This window comes from Mesorhizobium sp. CNPSo 4661, assembly GCF_057784215.1.
Genome location: NZ_JBWGIO010000018.1, coordinates 71,895 through 90,568, shown reverse-complemented (window position 1 = coordinate 90,568; position 18,674 = coordinate 71,895). Strand labels below are relative to the sequence as shown.

The 18,674-nt window shown below is 63.8% G+C and carries 15 protein-coding genes and 1 pseudogene; 3 read left to right on the top strand and 13 right to left on the bottom strand.

The window, feature by feature from the left end; genetic code table 11:
* Positions 1 to 6 precede the first annotated feature (6 nt).
* The 7 genes from AC0YKC_RS25860 to AC0YKC_RS25830 all read right to left on the bottom strand — a co-directional run bounded on the left by AC0YKC_RS25860 (position 7) and on the right by AC0YKC_RS25830 (position 8,517).
* Positions 7 to 1,662, bottom strand: coding sequence for an ABC transporter ATP-binding protein (locus AC0YKC_RS25860; protein ID WP_488513123.1), 1,656 nt, complete (start codon positions 1,660 to 1,662; stop codon positions 7 to 9).
* Positions 1,659 to 2,510 (bottom strand): ABC transporter permease, encoded by an 852-nt coding sequence (locus AC0YKC_RS25855; protein WP_434723609.1) that lies wholly within the window; start codon positions 2,508 to 2,510, stop codon positions 1,659 to 1,661. Before AC0YKC_RS25855 ends, AC0YKC_RS25860 begins: the two co-directional genes overlap by 4 nt.
* The gene (locus AC0YKC_RS25850; RefSeq protein ID WP_488513122.1) at positions 2,507 to 3,457 is read right to left on the bottom strand and encodes an ABC transporter permease; all 951 of its coding nucleotides are present in this window, start codon (positions 3,455 to 3,457) and stop codon (positions 2,507 to 2,509) included. Before AC0YKC_RS25850 ends, AC0YKC_RS25855 begins: the two co-directional genes overlap by 4 nt.
* A gap of 86 nt (positions 3,458 to 3,543) precedes the next feature.
* Positions 3,544 to 5,154: an ABC transporter substrate-binding protein gene (locus tag AC0YKC_RS25845; RefSeq protein ID WP_488513121.1), complete on the bottom strand. Its 1,611-nt coding sequence runs from the start codon at positions 5,152 to 5,154 to the stop codon at positions 3,544 to 3,546.
* A 64-nt stretch (positions 5,155 to 5,218) separates the two neighbouring features.
* Entirely contained in the window at positions 5,219 to 5,911 is a 693-nt protein-coding gene (locus tag AC0YKC_RS25840; protein WP_488513162.1) for an HAD-IA family hydrolase, read from the bottom strand.
* 267 nt (positions 5,912 to 6,178) lie between these two features.
* Positions 6,179 to 7,552, bottom strand: a complete 1,374-nt coding sequence (locus AC0YKC_RS25835; RefSeq protein ID WP_320293669.1) for an aspartate aminotransferase family protein — start codon at positions 7,550 to 7,552, stop codon at positions 6,179 to 6,181.
* Positions 7,553 to 7,677: 125 nt separating this feature from the next.
* Complete coding sequence (locus AC0YKC_RS25830; RefSeq protein ID WP_320293670.1) at positions 7,678 to 8,517, bottom strand: GNAT family N-acetyltransferase; 840 nt, start codon at positions 8,515 to 8,517, stop codon at positions 7,678 to 7,680.
* A 319-nt stretch (positions 8,518 to 8,836) separates the two neighbouring features.
* On the opposite strand from AC0YKC_RS25830, the gene AC0YKC_RS25825 reads away from it, so the two are divergent.
* Both AC0YKC_RS25825 and AC0YKC_RS25820 read left to right on the top strand, forming a co-directional pair.
* Entirely contained in the window at positions 8,837 to 9,505 is a 669-nt protein-coding gene (locus tag AC0YKC_RS25825; protein ID WP_488513120.1) for a haloacid dehalogenase type II, read from the top strand.
* Between the two features lie 16 nt (positions 9,506 to 9,521).
* Positions 9,522 to 10,796 (top strand): NAD(P)/FAD-dependent oxidoreductase, encoded by a 1,275-nt coding sequence (locus AC0YKC_RS25820; protein ID WP_434723606.1) that lies wholly within the window; start codon positions 9,522 to 9,524, stop codon positions 10,794 to 10,796.
* A gap of 8 nt (positions 10,797 to 10,804) precedes the next feature.
* Here AC0YKC_RS25820 and AC0YKC_RS25815 read toward each other — a convergent pair whose 3' ends face one another.
* From AC0YKC_RS25815 to argE, 6 genes and pseudogenes are all read right to left on the bottom strand, one after another.
* Entirely contained in the window at positions 10,805 to 12,262 is a 1,458-nt protein-coding gene (locus AC0YKC_RS25815) for an NAD-dependent succinate-semialdehyde dehydrogenase (RefSeq protein WP_488513119.1), read from the bottom strand.
* An 18-nt stretch (positions 12,263 to 12,280) separates the two neighbouring features.
* Positions 12,281 to 13,325, bottom strand: a pseudogene (locus AC0YKC_RS25810) (tartrate dehydrogenase).
* A gap of 10 nt (positions 13,326 to 13,335) precedes the next feature.
* Positions 13,336 to 14,799: an aldehyde dehydrogenase family protein gene (locus AC0YKC_RS25805; RefSeq protein WP_488513118.1), complete on the bottom strand. Its 1,464-nt coding sequence runs from the start codon at positions 14,797 to 14,799 to the stop codon at positions 13,336 to 13,338.
* Positions 14,800 to 14,948: 149 nt separating this feature from the next.
* Complete coding sequence (locus tag AC0YKC_RS25800; protein ID WP_488513117.1) at positions 14,949 to 15,302, bottom strand: cupin domain-containing protein; 354 nt, start codon at positions 15,300 to 15,302, stop codon at positions 14,949 to 14,951.
* Positions 15,303 to 15,325: 23 nt separating this feature from the next.
* The gene (locus AC0YKC_RS25795; protein ID WP_488513115.1) at positions 15,326 to 16,249 is read right to left on the bottom strand and encodes a 2-hydroxyacid dehydrogenase; all 924 of its coding nucleotides are present in this window, start codon (positions 16,247 to 16,249) and stop codon (positions 15,326 to 15,328) included.
* Positions 16,250 to 16,261: 12 nt separating this feature from the next.
* On the bottom strand, positions 16,262 to 17,386 hold the full coding sequence (gene argE / locus AC0YKC_RS25790; RefSeq protein WP_488513113.1) for an acetylornithine deacetylase: 1,125 nt from the start codon (positions 17,384 to 17,386) through the stop codon (positions 16,262 to 16,264).
* 235 nt (positions 17,387 to 17,621) lie between these two features.
* Here argE and AC0YKC_RS25785 point away from each other — a divergent pair, with 235 nt between their 5' ends.
* On the top strand, positions 17,622 to 18,524 hold the full coding sequence (locus AC0YKC_RS25785; protein ID WP_488513112.1) for a GNAT family N-acetyltransferase: 903 nt from the start codon (positions 17,622 to 17,624) through the stop codon (positions 18,522 to 18,524).
* Positions 18,525 to 18,674: the final 150 nt, after the last annotated feature.

Sequence of the window (18,674 nt, the reverse complement as noted above, 5' to 3'; positions counted from 1 at the left end):
CTCTAGTCAGCGATGACCGTACTGGCTGACGAGCTCGGGGTCGCGGACGAGACCGTCGAGCCATGTCGGATCGAGCTTCGGCACGGAGGAGAACAGCAGCTTGGAATAGGGGTGGGTGGGTGCCTGCACCTTGTCGGGCGTGATCTGCTCCACCCGCTCCCCGTTGTACATGACCATGATCTGATCGCAGATGGCCTCGACGACCGAGAGGTCATGGCTAATGAAGATATAGGAAAGTTCCAGCTCTCGCTGCAGCTCCTTGAGCAGCTCGATCACCGTGGACGCCACCACCGTGTCGAGCGCCGAGGTGATTTCGTCGCAGATGATGAGCTTGGGGTCAGCCGCCAGGGCGCGCGCGAAGTTTACGCGCTGCTTCTGGCCGCCAGAGAGTTCCGATGGACGACGGTAACGAAGCGTCCTCGGCAGGCGCACCATGTCGAGCAGCTCGTCGACGCGCTTCGAGCGCGCCTGCCCGCCCAGCCCGTGATAGAAGGCTAGCGGGCGAGAGATGATATCCTCCACCGACTTGGCCGGGTTGAGCGCGGTATCGGCATACTGGAACACGATTTGCATCTCGCGCAGTTGGTCCCGGCTGCGGTTCTTTGCAGCACGCTCCAGTGCCTTGCCGTCAAAGACGATGTCGCCGGTAGCCGCCGGATGGATGCCGGCAATGGCTCGCGCCAAGGTCGATTTCCCGCAACCGGATTCGCCGATGACGCCGAGATTGCGCCCCCTTTCGACGAGAAGGCTGACAGAATCGACTGCGCGGACAACGGGCTGTCCGTTGGTCCGCACCGGTCCGTAGCCTGCCGTCAGGTTGTCGATCCGCAGCAGCGCTTTCGCGCCGACATCTGCATTGGCCTGTGTTTGCCGTGGCTTTGGTTCGAAGGCGGCGAGCAATTCCCGCGTATAGGCGTGCGTGGCCGCCGAAAGGATGGCCGCCGTCGTGCCGGTCTCCTGCACTTCGCCGCCCCTCAACACTACGATGCGGTCGGCGATCTGGGCAACGACCGCCAGGTCGTGGGAGACATAGACACCTGCTATTCCGCCCGCCCGCATGACCGATTTGAAGGCTTTCAGCACGTCGATCTGGGTTGTCACGTCGAGGGCCGTCGTCGGCTCGTCGAAGATGACCAGCTTGGGATCGCCGATAAGTGCCATGGCCGCCGCCAGGCGCTGCAATTGCCCACCCGAAACCTGGTGCGGGTAGCGGGCGCCGATCCCTTCCGGATCCGGCAGCGACAGGGCCTTGAACAGCTCGACCGCACGCTGACGCGCTCGCTCGGGCGGCATCAGGCTGTGGATCCGCGTGACCTCGATCACCTGCTCCATGATCGTCGACGAGGGATTGAAGGCTGCGGCGGCACTCTGTGGAACGTAGGCGATGTCTGTGCCGCGTGACCTGGCGCGTTCCTTCTCGGAAAGTGCTGCCATGTCCTTGCCGTTCACGTTGATCTCGCCTCCGGTGATCCGGCAGCCGGGCCTTGCATAACCCATCAGAGAAAGCGCCACCGTCGTCTTGCCGGAGCCGCTTTCTCCGATCAAGGCGACGATCTCGCCGTCGGGGATGTCGAGGCTGACGCCTTTGATGATTTCGACAATCCGGCCGGCGTCGGTGGTCGCCTCGATCCTCAGATCCCTGACCTCGACGAGATTGGTCATGCGTCCCGGTCCCTGATCTTCTGCGGCAGATTGTCGATCAGCAGGTTGACGCTGATGGTGAGGCTGGCGATCGCCAGCGAGGGCACGATAACGGCGGACGCCGCGAAGGGCAGGCCGCCGATGTTCTCGCGCACCAGCGCGCCCCAGTCGGCGAGCGGGGGCTGGAGTCCGAGGCCCAGGAAGGAGAGGCCCGAAAGGAGCAGCACGATGAAGACGAAGCGCAGGCCGAAGTCGGCCAGCACCGGGCGGATGATGTTCGGCAGGATCTCGGAGCCGATAAGATAGATGGTGTTTTCGCCGCGCACGCGGGCGACGGTCATGAAGTCCATCGTGTTGATGTTGACGGCGAGCGCCCGCGCGAAGCGGTAGGCGCCAGGGATATAGATGACCGCGAGTGTCAGGATCAGTACAGGGATCGACGAGCCGACGGCGGCAACGACGACAAGACCGAAAAGCTTACTGGGGATGGAGTTCATCGCGTCCAGGAAGCGGCTGAGGCACGTGTCGAGCCAGCCACCGGTGACGGCCGCTATCATCCCCAGCACGACGCCGGAAAAGCAGGCGATGGAGACGGCCGCGAGCGATATGCCGACGGTGTAGCGTGCGCCCATCAGAACCCGCGAGAGCATATCGCGCCCGAGATAGTCCGAGCCGAGCCACAGCCCCTGGCGCATCGGGCCGAAATAGTCGTCGTCGACAATGTCTCCGATCGAATGGGGAATGATGTAGGGCGCGAGGATCGCGACGAGCGTCCAAGCCAGGATGACCAAAGCGGCCACGACGCCCACGAGGCTGTAGCTGTGGCCCAGGAACGACCGTCGGGAGATTGTCGCGCGCGCTATCGTCATCTGAGCCTCGGGTTGGACATGATGGCGACGACGTCGGCGGCGGTTATGAGGAAGAGGTAGCCGAGGCAGAAGATCATCGCGCAGCTCTGGATCAGCGGCAGGTCGCGGGTGGCGACGGCATCGACCATCAGCTTCGCGATGCCGGGATAGTTGAAGATCGTCTCGACGATGATGACGCCGCCGACCAGATAGGACAGCGAGAGCGCGACCGCGTTGACGATCGGCCCGAGCGCATTGGGGAGCGCGTGCCTCAGCACCATGCGGCTGCGCGAGGCGCCTTTCAGAAGCGCCATCTCGACATAAGGCGTGGAGAGCGTCTCGATCACCGCGGCGCGGGTCATGCGGATCATTTGCGCGGAGATGACGAACGTGAGCGTGATCACCGGCATCGCATAGATGCGCACGAGGTCGGTCAGCGAATGCGCCTCGTTGACCGAGGACAGCGCCGGCAGCCATTTGAGATAGACGGCGAAGAGCAGGACAGCGAGGGTCGCGACCATGAATTCCGGCACGGAGATGACACCGATCGAAAGAATGGTGATGGCGCGGTCGTAGACAGAGCCGCGCAGCATGGCGGCGGTGATGCCGAGCGTCAGCGCCAGTGGCACCGAGAGCAGCGTGGTGATGCCGGCGAGCTTCATGGTGTTGACCAGACGCCCGCCGATCAGCGCCGCGACCGGCATCTGGTTGGCATAGGAGGTGCCGAGGTCGCCATGGAGCAGGCCGACAAGCCAGAGCAGGAAGCGCAGGATCGCTGGATCGTTGAGATGCATGGCCTCGCGCAGGCCGGCGACCGCTTCCGGAGTCGCCGCCTGGCCGAGCAGGATCGATGCGGTGTCGCCGGGCAGCATGCTGGTGGCGAAGAACACCGCGAACAGCACGATCAAAAGCGTGACGGCCGCGATACCCAGCCGCTTCATCACGAGGTTCGGAACCCCAGACTTCATGGAAGCGCTCCCTGCGGTTGTTCGGCCAAGCGATCTTGCGCAATGAAGTGCCGGGGGCTGGCTGAACGGCCCCCGGCTGGCTTCTCTCAGGCTTCGAGCCAGAGATATTCCGCCATTGCGTAGCCCATCATGCCACCGAGCGGGTTCGCTTCCAAACCCTTCACCTTGCTGGAGAGGGCATCCACGTTGGAAATGTAGGCCGGGATGATGGTGCCGGCCTCCTCGGAGACCATAGCCTGCATCTGGCCGTAGATCTCCTTGCGCTTGGCCTGGTCGAGCGAGCCGCGCGCCTCGATGAGCATCTTGTCGAACTTCTCGGACTTGTACTGGCTTTCGTTCCACGGCGCGTTGGAAGCGTAGAGGAGCGAGAACAGGATATCCGGCGTCGGGCGCGGATTGATGTTGCCGAAATGGATTGGCGCCTTGAGCCAGTAATTGTCCCAGTAGCCGTCGGCCGGGACGCGCTGGACGTCGAGCTTCATACCGATATCGGCGCCGGCGGCCTGGATGATCACCGCCATGTCGATCGACGAGGTGGCGGCGTCGGAAGCGATCACCGGGATGGACTGGCCGAGCAGGCCGGCTTTCTGGAAGTGGAACTTCGCCTTGTCCGGGTCGAAAGCCTTCGGCTTGACGTCAGGATTGTGGAAGATATTCGCCGGCGAGACGGGTTGGTCGTTGCCGATCTCGCCGAGGCCGCGCAATGCCGATTTGACGATCTGCTCGCGGTTGACGAGATACTTCATACCGGCAACGAAGTCGGCCTTGCTGCCCGGATCCATGTCGAGCCGGATGTTGAGGTCGGTGTAGTTGCCCGAAGTCGATTTCGACAATTCGAAGCCCTGCTGGCCGCCGATGAGCTTCATCGCGCGCGGATTGATCGAAGCCGCAAAATTGATGTCACCGGAAAGCAGGGCGTTGACGCGGGCGCTGTCGTCGCTGATGGCGATGAACTCGAAGGAGTCGAGATAGGGCTTGCCCGACTTCCAATAGTTCTTGTTCTTGGTGACCACCGAACGCACGCCCGGTTCGAACGTTTGCAGCACGAAGGCGCCGGTGCCATTGCCCTTGGAGAAGTCGGTAGTGCCGTCCTGGACGATCATGAAATGGTGCAGCGCCAGGATGGTCGGGAGGTCGGCATTCGGGTCGGCGAGTGTGATTTCCACGGTCGACTTGTCGACCGCCTTGAAGCCGGTCATCTGCGCTGCGATCTTGGCGACCTTGGAGCCGACCGCTTTGTCGAGATGGCGCTTCAGTGAGAAGACCACGTCTTCGGCGGTGAGGTCCTTGCCGTCGTGGAAGGTGACGCCCTTGCGCAGCTTCACGGTCCAGGTCTTGGCGTCCTTGCTGTCGAAGCTTTCGGCCAGCTCCATCTGCGTGACGCCATCCTTGTCGAGGAAGGTCAGGCGGTTGTAGAGCGAGCAGCAGCGGACATAGTCGGTGGAGAGTGACGCCTTTGCCGGATCAAGCGTGTCGGCGGTCGATGACGACCAGCCGGCGGCTTTGAAATTTCCGCCGGAAACCGGCGTGGCGGCGACGGCATTGGTGGCGCGGCCGAGCACCAGGCTGCCCGCGGCAACCGCGGCGCCGCCGGCCAACAGCATCTTGAGAAGTTCGCGGCGGCTCGCGCCCCGCCGAATGGCATTTTCGACCATGGCATCGTCTGCGCTGGTCCAGTTCGTGATCTTGTCGGTCATGTTATTCCCCTTTCTGTTTGTTTGGTCGGGATGCTCGTCTTGCTGCGGCTTTCCGGGCTTTGGCTCAGGCTCGTTCCTTCAGGCTTTCCCGGACGGCCGCTACAAGGGAGGCCATCGAGGTGAAGTGGTGGTCTGGTACGGTGAAGCGCTCGGGCTCGATTGTGCCGCCATAGCCCTTCTGGGCGTGTCGGCGTTCGATCCAGCAATTGGTCACGCCAAGCGCGCGGGATATGCCGATGTCGTGATACTGGCTTTGCGCGACGTGCAGGATGTCGTCCTTGCTATCGCCCCTTGAGGCGACGAAATCGAAGACCTTCTGGAAAAAGGCCGGATCCGGTTTCTCCGTGCCGGTATCGTCGGCCGTGAAGGTGGCGAAGAAGGGCGATCCGAGCTGCCTCTCGAAATGACCGAGCGCCCAGCGCCGGGCATTGGTCATGGCAATCAGCTTGTGGAATTTCGCAAGCTCGGCCAATGCCGCCGCGCTGTCGGGGAAGCTTTGCCAGGCGCTTGCAGAGTCCCGCAGCCGGACGCCATATTTCTCCTCGGCCGGCAGGCCGAGTTGCGGCGCGATGACCATGTAGACACGCACGAGATCGTCAGGAAACAGCCCCGCATCGGGCATGTAGCGGGCCTGCCGATAAAGGGCCAGCGCGGCTTCGTCATCGATGGAAACGCCAGCGTCGGCGGCAATCCCGGCCAGGCAGGTCGTTATGCCGCCTTCGAAGTCGATCAGGGTGCCGACGACGTCGAAGGTCATGTATTTGAATTCGCTAAAGCCCCTGGCCAAGACTGGCTCTCCTCTGCGCGCGGCCGAATTGCATGGTGCTGAACAGAACAAAATTCCGTTCTGTCCGGGGCATCGGCCTCTTCAAAAGCCCGAAAATTTGAGCCTTCTGGCCTTGTCTTAAGAGCAGTCTGGCACTTCCCCCGCGCTGAATTCGCCGAAAAGGCGTGAGGGGGCGGCACAAAATTGCGAAATCGTCTGCCCCGGCGCTATTTCGAAACACGCGGTATTCGTCGCCCGTCATGCTAGGGCCTTGCGGACATCGGCATCGTCCAGCGTCTGGTCGAGCGTCCGGCGCGTGCGCTCGATGATCGCATCGATGTCGTCGTTGGTGCAGCAGAGCGGGGGAGCATAGCCGAGAACCCCGTTGGCAAAGGCACGGATGATGAGACCGTTGTCCCACGCCCTGTCGAAGACGCGTCGCGCAGGCATGGCCGATGCGGGAAGCGGTGTCTTCTTCTTTTTGTCGACCACCAGTTCGATCGCGGCAAGCATGCCGCGACCGCGTACATCGCCGACGAGAGGATGGTCGCTCAGGCTTGCCAATCCCTCCATCAGGCGGGCGCCGGCCTTGATGCCATTCTCTAGAAGGCCGTCTTCGTAGAGCTTCAACACTTCGAGCGCGACGGCGGCGCTGACGGGATGGGCCGAGTAGGTGTAGCCGTGGCCGACCGCAGAAGTACCCGCGCCATCGGCGATGACGTTGTAGACATGATCGGTCATGAACACGGCGCCCATAGGAACATAGCCTGAGGTCAGGCCTTTCGCGGTCGTCATGAAGTCGGGAACGATGTCCTCCTCGTCACAGGCGAACAGGGGGCCTGTGCGACCGAAGCCGGTGATCACTTCGTCGGCGATGAACAGGATACCGTGCTCCTTGCAGAGCTCGCGCATCGCCTTGATCCAGCCCGTCGGTGGAACGATGACGCCGCCCGAACCCTGGATTGGTTCGGCATAGAAGGCGGCGACGCGATCCGGTCCGATCTCCTCGATTTTTGCCTTCAGCGCCGCGAGCGATGCGGCGGTGATCGCGTTGCCGTCCTCACCGACAGGGTTGCGATAGGGATAGGGCGAGGGGATCTTGTGCTGCCATTCGAAGGGAATGCCGAAACCGGCGTGAAAGGCGGGCAGGGCGGTCAGGCCTGCGCCGACCACTGACGACCCGTGGTAGCCCTGTTCGATAGAAATGAACTGGTCGCGTTTCGGCTCGCCCCTGGCATTCCAGTAGTAGCGGACGAAACGGATCGTGCTGTCGACGGCGTCAGACCCGCCCAGCGTGAAGTAGACGTGATTGAGATCGCCCGGCGCGCGCTCGGCCAGTTCCGAGGCGAGACGGATGGCCGGCTCGGAGCCGAGGCCGAAATAGGCGGTGGCATAGGGAAGCTCGCGCATCTGGCGGGCCGCCGCCTCGACGATGCTGTCATGGCCGTAGCCGGCATTGACGCACCACAAACCCGCGAAGCCATCGACGAGCTGCTTGCCGGATGCGTCGGTCACAGTCGCGCCCTTCGCCGACTTCAGCACGCGCACGCCGAGCGCCTCGTGGCCGCGGTATGAAGAGACCGGATGGATGAGATGGGCGCGGTCGAGTTCGATCAATGAATTGGCAAGCATTGTTGTCCTCCCCAGAGCATGATGCCGAAAAGTGTTAAGCGGTTTTCGGGCGACATCATGCTCTATCTCCTTGATTTAGACCCGGATTCAGATTTCGGATCGACTCGATCCGAAATCATCCGGCTCTAGCCGAGCGCCTGGTTGGCGAGGGCGTAAACTTTTGGCCTGGCCTGTTCCGATGCCTTCCTGGCCGGGCGATCCATGGCCACGCCGCCGCCGACATGGGCGAGGCCGACTTCTGTCAGCCAGGAGGCGATGCCGGTCATACTGCCCGTATCCACGCGCAGGAAGGCGCCGGCGCGCTGCGCGGCGAAGAAGCTGATCAGGGCTTTGGCGGCCTCGGCACCTGCCGCGATGACCGGACCGATCACCTCGCCGCGTCCGAACGGCCGGATTGCCGCATAGCCCTCGATGGCGCCATTGCGGCGGATGACCGCGAATTGCCCCCGCTGCGCCAGCGCATCGATCAGAGCTTCGCGGTCGGCACCGTAAGCGTCACGGTCCAGTGCCTTGATTTCCGGAAGATCGTCGGCGCTCGCGGCTTCCACGCCTTCGGGTAAGCCAAGCTCCGCAACCTTGCCTTGGTGCTGCAGGATGGTGCCGGCGGGCACGAAGCCCAGCTTCTCATAGAGAGGCATGCCGACCGCCGTCGCGACCAGCCGCAGCGGACGGTTGCCGGCAAGGGTGAAGGCTTGTTCCATGAGCTTGCGCCCGAGCCCCTTGCCGCGCGCGTTCTTGTCGACGATCACCATGTTGATCGTGGCGCAGTCCATGCCGTAGGGCGTCACCAGGATGGTGCCGGCAACCCGGCCCTCGTCGTCGAGCGCAACCGCGCCGCGAGAAAGCTGCAGCGCCATCTGCCAGTCCTGCGGGCGATGCGGCCAGTTCTCCTGACGCGAAAGCGCCACTGCGCCCTCTATATGGTCCGGCCCGAAGTCCCGGATTTCGATCTCGCTCTGCTGCATGAGGCATCCTTCCGTCTGCGCGCAAGTCTCGGTCATCGACGCGCCGCAGATCGTCTGAAGGTCTCGGTCTCTGCGATATCTTTCGCCTTTGCGCGGGGTGTGCGCCGCATCTTCTGCTGGCGACAGCCGCAGCGGATGCGTTTCAGGTTGCGGAAGGCGCTTTCATTGGCCTTCAGGATGCAACAGCGTGCCAAACCGGGCAGCTGATACGGTACTTTCTGCTTTCTGGAGGCCCATTTCGGTCAAGTGGCTCGCTGCCCACCGGCCTATGATGAAATGCATCCCAAAGCGGGTTTGCTTCCACCGGAGATCGACGGACATGGCTCCTTTCAGGCCCAAATACATCACCTTCGACTGCTATGGCACGTTGACCTTTTTCCAGATGGCGGAAGCGGCGCGCGATCTTTATGGCAGCCGGCTCGATGAACCGCGCATGCAGGAATTCATCAAGAATTTCGCCGCCTATCGGCTCGACGAGATCCTCGGCGACTGGAAGCCTTATGCCGACGTCATCCACAACGCGCTCGAGCGCGCCTGCAAGCGCAACGGTGTCGCCTTCAGCCCCGACGACGCCAAAATGATATATGAGCGTGTCCCGACCTGGGGACCGCACGCGGACGTTCCTGAGGGTCTGGCGAAGGTTGCCAAGGAAATTCCGCTGGTCATCCTGTCCAATGCCATGAACGCACAGATCATGTCCAACGTCGAGAAGCTCGGCGCGCCGTTCCACACCGTCTACACGGCCGAGCAGGCGCAGGCCTACAAGCCCCGTTTCAAGGCCTTCGAATATATGTTCGACAATTTGGGTTGCGGCCCGGAGGACGTTCTTCACTGCTCGTCCTCTTTCCGCTACGACCTGATGTCGGCACACGATCTCGGCATCAAGAACAAGGTCTGGGTCAATCGCGGCCACGAACCGGCCAACCCGTACTATGGCTATGTCGAGATATCGGACATTTCAGGTCTTCCGGGCGTGGTCGGGCTTTGAAACGGGCGGATTGCCGATGAAGCTGGTCTCCTATTGGCACGATACCGCTCCGGTCTTTTCCGGTGCGGCGCAAGGCCCCGTCGAAGGGCATTTCGACGCCGCCATCATCGGCGGCGGCTTCACCGGTCTTGCCGCCGCGCGCCAACTGGCCAAGGCCGGCGCCAAAGTGGTCGTGCTGGAAGCGGAGCGGGTGGGCTGGGGCGCATCCGGGCGCAATGGCGGACACCTGAACAACGGCCTTGCCCACAGCTATCTTTCGGCCAAGGCGGAGCTCGGCAAGGAGCGCGCGATCACGCTCTACCGGGCGCTGGACTCGTCCGTCGATACCATCGAGGCGCTGGTCGCCGAGGAAGGCATAGACTGCAACTTCCGCCGCGCCGGCAAGCTGAAGCTCGCCTCCAAGCCGCAGCATTTCGAAGCAATCGCTCGCAACTTCGAAGCCATCCATGCCGAGGTGGATCCGGACACGGCGCTGCTGTCGGCGGCCGATCTCAAATCCGAGGTCGGCTCGCCCTTCCATGGCGCGATGCTGTCGAAGAAGAGCGCCATGATGCATATGGGCCGTTATGTGGCGGGTCTCGCCACGGCCGCGGCACGCCATGGCGCCGTCATCCACGAGAACACCAGGGTGACCGACCACAAGCAGGCAGGCAACCGGCATGAACTGACCACGTCGCGTGGCCGGATCAGCGCCGACAATGTGCTGGTGGCGACCGGCGCCTACACCACGCCGAATTTCGGCTATTTCCGCCGCAGGCTCATCTCGGTCGGCAGCTTCATCATCGCCACGCGGCCGCTCAGCGACGCCGAGATCACCGCCACCATGCCGGGCAACCGGACATGTGTGACCTCGATGAACATCGGCAACTACTTCCGGCTGTCGCCGGACAAGCGGCTGATCTTCGGCGGTCGCGCACGCTTCTCGGCGACGTCCGACCAGCGCTCCGACGCCAGGAGCGGACAGATTTTGCGGGCAAGCCTTGCGGCTATCTTCCCGCAACTCGCCAGGGTCGAGATCGACTATTGCTGGGGCGGCCTGGTCGATATGACCAAGGACCGCTTTCCGCGCGCCGGCTATCATGATGGGGTCTGGTACGCGATGGGCTATTCCGGCCATGGCGCGCAGCTTTCGACCCATCTCGGCATGATCATGGCCGATGCCATTCTAGGCCGCGAGGACCGCAACCCGCTCAAGGGGCTCGAGTGGCCTTCCATTCCGGGTTATTCCGGCAAGCCTTGGTTCCTGCCGATGGTCGGCCTCTACTACAAGGCGCTCGACCGGATCCAGTGATTGGGGGGTCAGCCCAGCCCGCCCATGTGAAAGCTCTTCATCTCGAGATATTCCTCGATGCCGGCCTGCGCGCCCTCGCGCCCGAGGCCGGACTGCTTGACGCCGCCGAAGGGCGCCACCTCCATCGACACCGCGCCGGTGTTGAGCCCGACCATGCCGAACTCCAGCGCCTCGCCGACGCGCCAGGCGCGCTTCAGATTCTCGGTGTAGAAGTAGGACGCAAGGCCGTAGGGTGTGCCGTTAGCGAGCGCGATAGCCTCTTCTTCCGTCTCGAAACGGAAAAGCGGCGCGACCGGGCCGAAGGTTTCCTCGCCGGCAAGCTGCATGTCTTTTGTGGCGCCGATCAGCACCAACGGTGCGACATATTGAGGGCCGTCGGGCAGCGCAGGCTTCTGCGTGACGATCGCCGCGCCTTTGGTGAGCGCATCCTCGACGTGGCGGTTGATCTTCTCGACCGCCGCCATATTGATCATCGGCCCGATGGCGACGCCGGGCTGCGTGCCTGGCCCCACCGTCATGGCGTTGACTCGAGCCGTGAGCTTCGCTGCGAACGCGTCATAGACGCCGGCCTGGACAAGGATACGGTTCGCGCAGACGCAGGTCTGGCCGCCGTTGCGGAACTTCGAGACAAGCGCGCCCTCGACGGCGAGGTCGAGATCGGCGTCGTCGAAGACGATGAAAGGCGCGTTGCCGCCGAGTTCGAGGCTGAGCCGCTTGACGCTGTCGGCCGCGCCGCGCATCAGCAGCGAACCGACCCGCGTGGAGCCGGTGAAGGAGATCTTGCGAACGGTCTCGTTCGCCATGATCTCGTTGCCGATTTCGGACGGCATGCCGGTAACGATATTGATGACGCCGGCAGGGATGCCGGCCCGCTCGGCGAGCACGCCGAGCGCCAGCGCCGAATAGGGCGTGAACTCGGACGGCTTGATCACCACCGTGCAGCCGGCGGCGAGCGCCGGCGCGACCTTGCGCGTGATCATCGCGTTGGGAAAATTCCACGGCGTGATGATGCCGCAGACGCCGACCGGCTCCTTCAGGACGATGATGCGGCGGTCGGATGTGGGCGAGGGGATGGTATGGCCGTTGATGCGGCGCGCTTCCTCGGCGAACCATTTGACGAAGGACGCACCATAACGGATCTCGCCTCTGGCCTCGTCCAGCGGCTTGCCCTGTTCCGTGGTCAGGATCAGCGCTAGATCGTCAAGATGCGCAAGCATCAGGTCATGCCAGGCCTCCAGCAGACGAGCGCGTTCGGCGTTGGTCTTCTTTTTCCACACGCGATAGGCCGAAGCCGCGGCCTCTATCGCTGCGTGTGTGTCGGCACCGGCCATATCGGGCACCGTGCCGATCACGGCCTGGGTTGCCGGATCGACGACATCGACCATCTTGCCGGAGCCGGCAGCGATCCATTCGCCGCCGATCAGGCCGGCTTCGCGGAAGAGGCTTTCGTCCTTCAGGTTTTTCATCGGAAACGACCTTGCAAATCAATTGAGAGCCGCGGCGACGGCGGCCGTGATGGCTTCCGTGCGATCCTTGCCGGGGGTGGTTCCAATGCCTCCGGCAGTTGTCGCTTCGAGAGCCTTCATGACGCGGCCGGCGGCAGCCTTTTCACCGAGATGATCGAGCATCATGGCGCCGGACCAGATGGTAGCGATTGGATTGGCGATGCCGAGATGGGCGATGTCGGGCGCGGAGCCGTGCACCGGCTCGAACATGGATGGCGCCGATCGGTCGGGGTTGATGTTGGCCGAGGCGGCGTAGCCCAATCCGCCCTGGATCGCCGCGCCGATGTCGGTCAGGATGTCGCCGAACAGGTTGGAGGCGACGACCACATCGAGGCTTTCCGGCGCCATGATCATGCGCGCAGCAAGCGCATCGACGTGATAGCTGGTCACTTCGACGTCCGGATAATCTGGTGCCAGCTTCCTCGTGATCTCATCCCAGAAGACCATCGAATGTTTCTGCGCGTTGGACTTGGTGACCGAGGCCAGTTTGCCTCGCCGTGACCGCGCCCGCTCGAAGCCGAAGCGCAGGATGCGCTCGACGCCCGCCCGGGTGAAGATCGAGGTCTCCACGGCGACCTCGTCCCGCGTGCCTTGGTGCACGCGCCCGCCGGCGCCGGAATATTCCCCTTCGGTGTTCTCGCGGATGCACAGGATGTCGAAGCCTTCCGCCCGCAGCGGGCCCGTGACGCCAGGCAGCAGGCGGTGAGGCCGGACGTTGGCGTATTGCACGAACGCCTTGCGGATCGGCAGCAGCAGGCCGTGGAGCGAGACGGAATCCGGCACCTCCGCCGGCCAGCCGACCGCGCCGAGAAGGATGGCGTCGAAGCCGCGCAAGGTCTCGATGCCGTCCTCGGGCATCATGCGGCCTGTCTCCTTGAAGAAGCGGCAGGACCAGGGAAATTCGGTTCCGGTCAGGGCAAAGCCGGACTGTTTGGCCGCCGCCTTCCAGCACCGTCCAGGCGGCGGCGGTCACAACGCGGCCGATGCCGTCACCGGGGATCAGGGCGATCGAGTAGGATTTCATCGGCATCTCTTCACAGGCTGATCAGGACGCTCTTGGTCCTGCGATTGGCGAGATAGGCTTCGCGGCCAAGGTCCTTGCCGATGCCGGAGCGCTTGTAGCCGCCGGTGGGCAGAATATGGTCCCGCGAGCGGCTGTAACGGTTGACCCAGACCGTGCCCGCTTCGAGCCTGCGTGCCAAGCGGATCGTACGGGACAGGTCGGAAGTGAACAGGCCGGAAGCCAGTCCGTAGGTCGGATGGCTGGACAATGCCAGCGCCTCGTCCTCGGTCTCGAAGGTCTGGACAGTCAGGACCGGGCCGAAGATCTCCTCGACGATCGCCGGATTGGCCTGGTCGACATTGGCGATCAGCGTTGGCTCGTAGAAATAGCCGGGATTGTCCATGGCGCCGCCGCCGGTCAGGCATTCGCCGCCGGCCTCGATCGCGGCCCGCACGATGCTATCGACACGCGCCCGCTGCCGTTCCGAGATAACAGGCGAATACTGCGTCGCCTCGTCCCAAGTCGGGCTGGGCCGCACCGCTTTCATCTTATCCACGATGGCGGCCGTCAGCCTGTCGGCCACGCTCCTCTCGACGATCAGGCGCGTGCCGGCGACACAGGCCTGGCCGGCGTTGAAGGTGACGCTGCCAGCGATCGCCGTCGCCGCCTTGTCGAGATCGGCATCGGCAAAGACGATCTGCGGGCTCTTGCCGCCGAGTTCCAGCGTCATCGGCTTGACGCCGGTGCGGGCGACATTCTCCATGATCGCCGCACCGGCGCGAGTTGAGCCGGTGAATGAGACCTTGGCGATCTCGGGATGGCCGGTCAGCGCCGTGCCGGTCATCGGACCGTCGCCGAGCACCACGTTGATCAGCCCGGCCGGCAGGCCGGCCCTGACGGCGAGCTGCGCCATATAGACAGCCGAAAACGGCGTCATTTCAGATGGCTTCAGCACGACCGCATTGCCGGCGGCGAGCGCCGGGCCAAGCTTCCATCCGGCCATCGAGATGGGAAAATTCCAGGGCGTGATCGCGCCGACCACGCCATAGGGCTCGCTCATGATCATGCCAAGGGTGGCATCGTCGGTGGGCACAAGCCCGCTGCCCTCCTTGTCGGCGAACTCGGCAAAAAAGCGGATCTGCTCGGCGGTTATGGCAATGTCGCCGGCGACAAGCTGGCCGACGGGCCGCGTCGAGCACAGCGCCTCGATTTTCGCTAGCGTTTCGGCTTCCGCCTCGATCAGGTCGGCCCAGGTCTGGAGCGCCCTGGTGCGCTCGCGCGGCCGAACGCCGCCCCAGTTGCTGGCCTTCAGCGCCGCCCTGGCGCTTTCCACCGCCCGATCGACAATATCAAGGTCTGCCACTGGACAGGCGGCATAAGCCTTGCCGTCGGACGGGCGCCGCATCTCGATCGCCCCCTCGGCCGTGATCAGCTCTCCGCCGACGAAATGGCCAATGGGGAGGGGGACCGTGTCCGGATTGAAGCTCAGGCTCATGGGCAATCACTCAGCAGCATCTGCCTGAGCCTAACGCGGGCTGGCGCGCAGCATGCGCTGTTCGATGACCCGCCGCCGACGAATGTTGCGTGCCGAATGCGAGGGACGGCAAAATCTTCCGCGAGGGTCAGCGCCTCGCTCGGATCCCGTCATCCCACGGTGACGTAGATCTTGCGCACTGTTTCAATGGTCTTCCAGACACCGGTGAAGCCAGGCTTCATCACGAAGCTGTCGCCGGCGCGGTAGGTCATTGCCTCGCCACCATCGGGCGTGATTTCAATCACGCCGGCGAGGATGTGGCAGAACTCGAAAGTCTCACCCTTGATGGAGCGCGTCTCGCCCGGGGTCGCCTCCCAGACGCCGGTATGGACGAGGTCGTCCTTGGCGACGTCCTGTGCCCAGGTCTTGAAGGCGGGGTCACCGGCAATCAGCCGCTCGGGCAAGGCCCTGGATTCGCGCGGCGGGAAGGCTGGGTTGGTGTCGACGGTTTTGAGCAGGGACAAAGGATGGCCTTTCTGGTTGGATTTCAATAACCGCGCGACCGGTCGACGAGCCCGATGGGATCGAGCCCGGCGCGGTGGCGCCTGATGTTGTCGATGACGGCGCGCGCGGCGGTCGCGGGCTGGGTGACGCTCGCGATATGCGGGGTCAGGATGACCTTCGGGTGCGACCAGAATTGATGCCCCGCGGACAGCGGTTCGGGATCGGTGACGTCGATCATCGCCGCTGAAAGGTGGTCGCGGTCGAGTGCAGCGACGAGCGCGGCGTGGTCGAGCTGCGGCCCCCGGCCCGTGTGAACGAGCGCTGCGCCTTCGGGCAGTTTCGCGAACAGGCCGGCATCGAGGAAGCCGCGCGTATCCTCTGTCAGCGGCAGCAGGCAGACCAGTATGTCGCTGGTCGCGAGCATCTGCTCCAGCCCGGGCTCACCATGATGGCACGTCACGCCGTCAATCCGCCGCGGCGAGCGGCTCCAGCCGGCGAGGGGGAAGCCGAAGGGCTTCAGCCGGTCGAGGACAGCCTGGCCGAGTTGCCCGAGGCCGAGCACGCCGATGCGGCGCGACCCGGCTTGGAGCTGCGGGATTTCGCGCCATTGGCCGGCGCGCTGCCGAGCAAGATAGGCCGGCAGGTTACGGTGGAGCGCGAGCACGGCCAGCGTCACATATTCCTGCATCATGCGCACGATGCCTTCCTCGACCATGCGCACGATCTTCACTTGCTCCGGGAAGGTATCGAGGCGGAACTGGTCGACGCCGGCGCCAATGGAAAACAGGATCTCCAGGTTCCTGTAGCGCGCGAGGTCTTCTGGTGCGGTCCAGGTGATGAGATAGCGTACGGCGTCGGGATCGACGGTCGTGGCGTCCATGGCGAAGGGGAGATCGGGCAATTCCTTGGCGAAGGCCTCGGCGAAGACCGCGCCGCGCCGCGCATCGGAATTGAACAGGAACGTCATTACGGTTCCCCTTCAGGCCGCGCAATGGGCGCCAAGCGCCTCGATCATCCGCTGGCAGGAGGTGAGTTCGCTGGCGAGAATGTATTCGTCCGGCTTGTGGGCGCGGCCGATGTCGCCGGGGCCGCAAATGATCGCGTCGAGTCCGGCGGCCTGGTAGAGCCCGGCTTCCGTGCCGTAGCTGACGGCGGCAAGTGTTGCTTCGCCGGTCAACTCAGGCAGCAGTGCCGCCAGTGTTGCGTCCTGCAGTAGCGATAGCGCGGGATAGGCGCTGATCGGCGTCCATTCGATCTTAAAGCCGTCTGCCGCAATGGCCTCGGCCCTGGCTTTGACGAGCGCAAGCAGGCTGGCTGGGTCGACACCGGGAATGGCGCGCGCCTCCAGATCCAGAGTGCAGATATCGGGAATGATGTTGACCGACTGTCCACCTGCAATCACACCCGCCTGCAGCGAGGAATAGGTCGGCTCGAAGGCAGAATCGAACGGACCGTGCGTCAGCCGCTCGGCTTCGCTGACGGCCGCGCTCAGCACATCGGCCATGGCGTGGATCGCGTTGAGCCCGAGATCGGGCCGTGAGGAATGGCCGGTGCGCCCGTGGATGGTCACGCGGGCGGCCGCCTTGCCCTTGTGGCCGCGCACGGCGCGCATGCCGCTCGGCTCGCCGACGATGACGCCGAGTGGCTTGGCGCATAGTTCGTGAAGGCGCGCGATCAGATGCGGCACGCCGCGGCAACCTACCTCCTCGTCGTAGGAGAAGGCAAGGTGGATCGGTCTGGCGAGGCGCTGCCCGGCCATATGAGGTACGGCCGCGAGCGCGGCGGCAAGAAATCCCTTCATGTCGGTGGTGCCGCGTCCATAGAGCCGCTCGCCCTCCCGCCGCAACGTGAAAGGAGCAGAGGTCCATTGCGGCTCGCCAGCGGGAACGACGTCCATGTGGCCGGACAGGATGTAGCCCGGGACGTGGGCAGGGCCGATCGTTGCGAAAAGATTGGAGCGGTCGCCTTCCGGCCCTGGAAGCAGGGTGACCTTTATTCCGTATCCCGCGAGGTAGGCCCCGATCCACCCTGCGATGTCGCCGTTCGGCTTGCCGGCAACCGATGGAAAGGCGACGAGACGGTCGAGGATGTCGAAGACGTCCATTTCCAGCCCTCAAAGCATCTGGGTGCGCCGGGATTGGTGCCGTCGACCGTATGCTGCAACAATTCCGGCGAGGATGTGCGCCTTCTTTCGCGATTGCATGCCGAAAGCGGAAGTGTTTCAGTTGAATCTTGCGTTGGTGCGTGGCTTTCAAGCAAATCGTACCGGTATGGTTGTCTAGCGTTGGCAGGGGCAGGGCGGCCATTATATGTCACCCTTTTCGCGACCTTTCAGAGGCATGAAATTGAAGCTGTCCGGAAGCTTGAAAATCGATGCCTTTTCAATGCGGATCGCCGACATCGAGGGTGTCGAACTGGACCGGTTGCACGCGCTCTCGCTATCAGTGGGTTGGCCGCATCGGGCTGAGGACTGGCAATTCCTGCGCGAAACGGGACAGGGCTTCGTGGCGCTCGACGAGATCGGCCGGGTTCTGGGTTCGGCCATGTGGTTCGGGCATGGCGCCGGTTTCGCGACCGTCGGTATGGTCATCACCTCGCCGCGCCTTCAGACACAGGGGGCGGCGCAATGGCTGATGAAGCGGGTCTTCGACAGGATCCCCGGGCGCGATCTGCGTCTCAACGCGACGCGTGCTGCTCGGCGGCTTTATCTCTCGCTCGACTTCCAGCCGGAGAAGACCGTTTATCAATGCCAGGGCGTCGCCCGCGTGCCGGCAACGGGCCGTCCGGCGGAGCCGCGCGGCGATATCCGGACTTTGGACACAAGCGATATTCCGTCAGCGATCGCGCTCGACGCGGCGGGATTTGGCGTGAGGCGAACAGCGCTCATTGAAAAGCTGTTCGCGCATTCGGTCGGCTATGGGCTTTTCAAAGGGAACCAACTGAGCGCTTTCGCGCTGTGCCGGCCGTTCGGGCGGGGCCATGTCGTGGGGCCGGTCGTGGCCGAAAACGATGCCGACGCCGTGGCTATCGTCCGGCTGCATGTGGCCGACCATTCGGGGTCCTTCCTTCGGGTCGACACCCATATGGCCAACGGAGAGTTCGCCGCCTTCCTCTCGCACGCCGCAATGCCGGTCTTCGACACGGTGCTGACCATGTCGTTGGGCAAGCGTCTCGCCGATTTTGTTGCCGGCGGCCCCGCTGTGCCGAAGGCCTATGCTCTGGCGAGCCAAACTCTCGGGTAGTTCGGTGTTCTCGCCGACGAAAAGAGCCGGCCAACATTCAACCAGAGCGCACCAGCGCAAGGCTCCGTGGCTGCCACGACGGAACAGCGCGCGGCACCAGGACACCAAGGTCGCATCGGGCGGTGTAGGATGGCGGCGGGTGCAAGAAAA

Coding starts and splice junctions, on each gene's coding strand:
- AC0YKC_RS25820 (WP_434723606.1), top strand. CDS start 9,522: ATGAAGCTGGTCTCCTATTGGCACGATACCGCTCCGGTCTTTTCCGGT.
- AC0YKC_RS25845 (WP_488513121.1), bottom strand. CDS start 5,154: ATGACCGACAAGATCACGAACTGGACCAGCGCAGACGATGCCATGGTC.
- AC0YKC_RS25860 (WP_488513123.1), bottom strand. CDS start 1,662: ATGACCAATCTCGTCGAGGTCAGGGATCTGAGGATCGAGGCGACCACC.
- AC0YKC_RS25840 (WP_488513162.1), bottom strand. CDS start 5,911: ATGACCTTCGACGTCGTCGGCACCCTGATCGACTTCGAAGGCGGCATA.
- argE (WP_488513113.1), bottom strand. CDS start 17,386: ATGGACGTCTTCGACATCCTCGACCGTCTCGTCGCCTTTCCATCGGTT.
- AC0YKC_RS25815 (WP_488513119.1), bottom strand. CDS start 12,262: ATGAAAAACCTGAAGGACGAAAGCCTCTTCCGCGAAGCCGGCCTGATC.
- AC0YKC_RS25855 (WP_434723609.1), bottom strand. CDS start 2,510: ATGACGATAGCGCGCGCGACAATCTCCCGACGGTCGTTCCTGGGCCAC.
- AC0YKC_RS25825 (WP_488513120.1), top strand. CDS start 8,837: ATGGCTCCTTTCAGGCCCAAATACATCACCTTCGACTGCTATGGCACG.
- AC0YKC_RS25795 (WP_488513115.1), bottom strand. CDS start 16,249: ATGACGTTCCTGTTCAATTCCGATGCGCGGCGCGGCGCGGTCTTCGCC.
- AC0YKC_RS25805 (WP_488513118.1), bottom strand. CDS start 14,799: ATGAGCCTGAGCTTCAATCCGGACACGGTCCCCCTCCCCATTGGCCAT.
- AC0YKC_RS25850 (WP_488513122.1), bottom strand. CDS start 3,457: ATGAAGTCTGGGGTTCCGAACCTCGTGATGAAGCGGCTGGGTATCGCG.
- AC0YKC_RS25835 (WP_320293669.1), bottom strand. CDS start 7,552: ATGCTTGCCAATTCATTGATCGAACTCGACCGCGCCCATCTCATCCAT.
- AC0YKC_RS25785 (WP_488513112.1), top strand. CDS start 17,622: ATGAAATTGAAGCTGTCCGGAAGCTTGAAAATCGATGCCTTTTCAATG.
- AC0YKC_RS25830 (WP_320293670.1), bottom strand. CDS start 8,517: ATGCAGCAGAGCGAGATCGAAATCCGGGACTTCGGGCCGGACCATATA.